The sequence below is a fragment of the Ferruginibacter sp. genome (assembly GCF_014377975.1).
Lineage (GTDB): Bacteria > Bacteroidota > Bacteroidia > Chitinophagales > Chitinophagaceae > Ferruginibacter.
This window is the reverse complement of record NZ_JACMOO010000348.1, coordinates 1-4469: the sequence shown is the minus strand read 5'-3', so window position 1 is coordinate 4469 and position 4469 is coordinate 1. Positions and strand designations below refer to the sequence as shown.

Sequence of the window (4469 nt, the reverse complement as noted above, 5' to 3'; positions counted from 1 at the left end):
TGATATTTCCCATAAAAAGGGACGGAAAAGTGTAACAAAAATACTTTTAGGAAAAACAGGTATAATATCAGTAAATGAATTGACGCTACTTACATCCAAGCCCAAATCATAAGCGCTCCCTGCACCGGATTGGGTTCCCAAATTTTTATTCAGTGCTATAACTTTTTCTGATACCAGATCTAAGCCGAAATTAGGATCTGAGATCATATAGCCATATCCCACGAAAGTGGCAGCCAAACTGCCCATTACCAGCATGATAGCCATGAAAACCTTCAGGCCTTTATTTTTCATATTCGCTATCCTCTGAAAAAGAATGCCGATAGCAAAAGATAAAGAAAAACTGTAAATAATGTAGGGTTTTACCAGAATAACCACGAAAAAACCGATCGACAATAAAATCAGGTTTTTAAAAAGACTTTGTTTCGGAATAAGGAATAACCTGAGAAGGGATCCGAAAACCAAACATGTACAGCCTAAGGTAATGCTATCTTTTCCTAATCCTGAACCCCATAAAATAACCGAAGGAATAAACAGAAAAGCCATTGCAAATTCTTTTTCAAAGGCAGGATATATTTTAAGAAGAGAAGAATAAGCATACCAAATACCGCCGAAGGAAATAGCAGAAAAAAGGAGGCAGATTGACAGATAAGATCGGAAAGTAATAAAAGACAAAATTGCAGTAACTCGGGGAACAAAAAAATTAGCCTCTGCAAAAACAATCTCATCCAAAGAATCAAAATGGTAGTCAACGGTGCTTTCTACAGGCTTAAAAACAAGCGCAGCAAATCGGTGAAAATCCGAAGTTGCAAAATCTGCTATTTTTAAGCCTGTATCAAAAAAGAGAAAAGTGTCGCCCCCACCATAAATGTATTGGTGGTAAAAAGCGAATCCCAATGCACCGGTCATTTTTGCTAAAAAGCCATATCTAAAATACTTATATATTTTACCATTGTATCTTTTTTTTGCGAATGAAAAAAAAATCTTTACAAGTAAAAAAAAATATACCGGCATTAGAATCCAGTCATACCAAAAAATCCATTGCATTGTTTAAAGATATATTAATTATGATTCCGCGCAGATCTTGGCGGAGTACTTTTTACATTGAGAGAAACTGTTCTTGTAATAATTACTCATAACTGTATAGCTCTAAAAATTTTTTGAAAATAAATAGCGGTAACGAAACTGTCAAATCTCGTATTTAATGTGCAGGAACTATTTATCAGAACGGTTTGCGCCCGACTGCGTGGTAAAACGGACTTATAGGGCTTACAACAATATTTTCCAAGCCACTTTTTTTCATCATTGTTATTACTTCTTCTTTAGAGAAACGCTGATCAAAGGTAGTACCATACCGATCCATGGCATCATTGCGTATAACAAAAAAAGACCGGGCCTGGTATTCAGACAAAGGCAGTTTTAATGCAGCTTTTTTGAGACCGATAGCATTCATTATCCTACCCAAACCGATAACTGGCATATATGTGGTAATTGCCAAAATATCGCAGGAAAATTTTTTGAGGCTCGACGGCATTTTACTTACTACATTTCTGATACCGTTTGTAACAAAATACATCGTTTTGTAAATTGCGGGGCGGGTTTCAAAGTTATAATAGAGGTACGTAAAAAAGTAACCGCCTTTTTTTACTTTTTTTACACAATCAACCATAGCCTTTTGGGTATCAGGTATGTGATGGAGAACACCCACGCTCATGGCAAAATCAAAAGTTTCATCATCAAAAGGAATGGTCTCAACAGAGGCTTTTGTTATTCGAACATTTTCTACCTCTTTTAAAAGATGTTCGGCCGAAATCACCGCATTACTTGGGTCAATTGCTTCCACAAACCCTACTCTTCTTGATAAAGCCTTTGTCCAGCGACCGCTTCCGCAGCCGATATCCACTGCATATGTGGAAGGGGTGAGTATATTATCATCTAAAATATCGAAGTATTCAGCAGAGATCTGTGCAATCTCCGCATCAGAAAAATCTTTAAATTTCAGCCATTCGTCACCGAAACCTTTTACCACTATAGGGTCAATATTATTCCCTTCTGTAGAAAATACAGATATCTTTTTATGCTTACCCCTGATAATTTCAACGGGGTTCTTATTGTATGCTGACTTCATACCCCAAAAATATAGAATTTACCCTGCTTACGGGCTTCCAATCCGATTTTTAAAGTAAAACCTCTCAAAAGATTGAACTGAAATTGCGCGTTTCTGAGTCTTGCAAAGGTTTAAAAAAAGTAACTTTGCAACTTAAATGCGGATTAAGTTAAAGTATATATGAGTTTTCAGCATCTGAAAAAGAATTTAAAAAAAGACTTTACGGGTTTGCGATCTGTGAAGTTTGCCTTGCTGGGGGATTCAGCTACACAATTTCTTGCTATGGCCATCCGCGGTAGCGGACATAATGCAGGCTTGGATATTGGAGTTTACGAAGCCGATTATGATCTTATTTACGAAACAGTATTAGATCCTGAAAGTAAGATATACAAAGACAACTTTGATTATATCATCCTTTTCCATTCTTCAGAAAAATTAGTAGAATCATTTTATAAGGCAGGGCATGAAGAACAAAAAAATTTTGCAGAAAAAAAGGATTCTTATTTTAGAAACATCATTGCAACTATACAGAAAAATTGCAAAGCAGGCATCATCATCAGTAATTTCCCGGAAATAAATGACAGCGTATTCGGCAATTTTGCATCTAAAACGCCTTCTTCATTTCTGAATCGCTTAAGAAAGATCAATATTTCCCTGCAGGATATTGCCTCAGAAACTAAAAATGTTTTTATCGCAGATATTTCATCTCTTGTAAATAATGAGGGTCGCAAGCATGCGGTTTCAGCAAAATGGTATATCACTTCCCATAATGTTTTTGTGTTGGATTTTTTGCCGGTTGTTGCAAAATGTTTTACTGATGTAATTGCTGCACTTTCCGGAAAATTTAAAAAAGCATTGATATTGGATCTGGATAATACCATGTGGGGCGGCATAATCGGTGATGACGGCATTGAGAATATTGAGATCGGCGAGCTGGGAATTGGTCTTGCTTTTACTCAGTTGCAATATTGGGCTAAAGAATTAAAAAAGCGCGGCATTCTTATCGGTATATGCAGCAAAAATGATGAACATATTGCAAAAGAGGTTTTTGAAAAGCATCCTGATATGATCCTTCGTATGGAAGATATTTCCATTTTTATTGCCAACTGGAGCAACAAAGGAGATAACATCAAATACATTCAGGAGGTGCTGAACATCGGTATGGATTCTATTGTATTTATCGATGACAATCCGTTTGAAAGAAACCTTGTACGCACTATGTGCCCCGAAGTAACTGTACCGGAACTTCCGGAAGACCCTGCAGATTATCTCTCTTACCTGCAATCGCTGAATCTTTTTGAAACAGTTTCACACACAGAGGAAGATGCGTTTCGTACTAAGCAATATCAGGAAGAAACGAAGAGGGTTGTAATGAAGCAGTCTTTTGAATCTGTAGATGAATACCTGGCAAGCTTGGAAATGGAAGCGAAAGTTGAAAGTATCAATTCATTTAATCTTGCCCGCTGTGCGCAGCTAACGCAGCGCAGCAACCAGTTTAATCTTACTACATTAAGATATACAGAGGAACAGTTAAAAAATTTTATTAAGAAAGGCGGTAAAGCTATCTGCATTTCGCTTAAAGATAAGTTTGGTGATTATGGACTTATAAGCCTGCTTCTTTTAGAGAAAAAAGATAATACAATGCATATAAATACCTGGATAATGAGTTGCAGGGTTTTAAAAAGGGGGGTAGAGGAATTAGCTATTAATGAAGCGGTACAATTGGGGCAGCAGGAAGGTTGTTCGGAATTACACGGAATATATCTGCCGACAGCTAAAAACGGCATGGTGAAACTATTGTACAGCACAATGGGTTTTGAACAAATAAACGATAGGGAAAGTAGATTAAAATGCACGAATTTTGCACCTTTAAAATCATTTATAAAAAAAGCTGATGACATACGAACAAGTAATGAATGAGGTGCAGGAAATTTTCCGGGATATTAATGATAATCCTACCATTAATTTAAAAGCAGAAACTACAAGCGATGATATAGAGGAATGGGATTCGCTCACGCATATACAATTGGTTGTCGCAATCGAATCGTATTTCAAAATTACTTTTACCGCAGATGAAATAGTCAGCTACAATAATGTGGGCGAGATGTGCGAAGGAATCGTAAAAAAATTAAATTAATCGTGCAGCAGGGAGATATTTTTACAAGAGACTATATTGTTACGGATAAAGTATATGCCGGGTTCATAGATACGTTTGCAGATAAAAACCCTTTACATACCGATAAGGCTTTTGCAGAGAAGCACGGTATTCCCGAAGTTGTAATGCATGGAAATATCCTGAACGGGTTTCTTTCGCATTTCATCGGAGAGGAATTGCCTCAGAAAAATGTGATAATACATTCCCAAT

General features: G+C 36.7%; 5 protein-coding genes. 3 read left to right on the top strand and 2 right to left on the bottom strand.

Annotated features, from left to right (window positions below):
- Positions 1-1044, bottom strand: a 1044-nt coding sequence (locus H7254_RS17075; RefSeq protein WP_301934118.1) for a hypothetical protein, incomplete at its 3' end; no start/stop codon positions are given.
- Positions 1045-1219: 175 nt separating this feature from the next.
- Complete coding sequence (locus tag H7254_RS17070) at positions 1220-2125, bottom strand: bifunctional 2-polyprenyl-6-hydroxyphenol methylase/3-demethylubiquinol 3-O-methyltransferase UbiG (protein ID WP_301934117.1); 906 nt, start codon at positions 2123-2125, stop codon at positions 1220-1222.
- 159 nt (positions 2126-2284) lie between these two features.
- Here H7254_RS17070 and H7254_RS17065 point away from each other — a divergent pair, with 159 nt between their 5' ends.
- The 3 genes from H7254_RS17065 to H7254_RS17055 form a co-directional block, all read left to right on the top strand.
- Complete coding sequence (locus H7254_RS17065; protein ID WP_301934116.1) at positions 2285-4024, top strand: HAD family hydrolase; 1740 nt, start codon at positions 2285-2287, stop codon at positions 4022-4024.
- Positions 3999-4241, top strand: a complete 243-nt coding sequence (locus H7254_RS17060; protein WP_301934115.1) for an acyl carrier protein — start codon at positions 3999-4001, stop codon at positions 4239-4241. The genes H7254_RS17065 and H7254_RS17060 overlap by 26 nt, the downstream gene beginning before the upstream one ends.
- Positions 4242-4243: 2 nt before the next feature.
- The coding region (locus tag H7254_RS17055; RefSeq protein WP_301934114.1) for a MaoC/PaaZ C-terminal domain-containing protein at positions 4244-4469 on the top strand (226 nt) is incomplete at its 3' end.

Excerpts from the sequence above, each read along its gene's own strand:
- H7254_RS17060 (WP_301934115.1), top strand. The coding sequence starts at position 3,999 with ATGACATACGAACAAGTAATGAATGAGGTGCAGGAAATTTTCCGGGAT.
- H7254_RS17065 (WP_301934116.1), top strand. The coding sequence starts at position 2,285 with ATGAGTTTTCAGCATCTGAAAAAGAATTTAAAAAAAGACTTTACGGGT.
- H7254_RS17070 (WP_301934117.1), bottom strand. The coding sequence starts at position 2,125 with ATGAAGTCAGCATACAATAAGAACCCCGTTGAAATTATCAGGGGTAAG.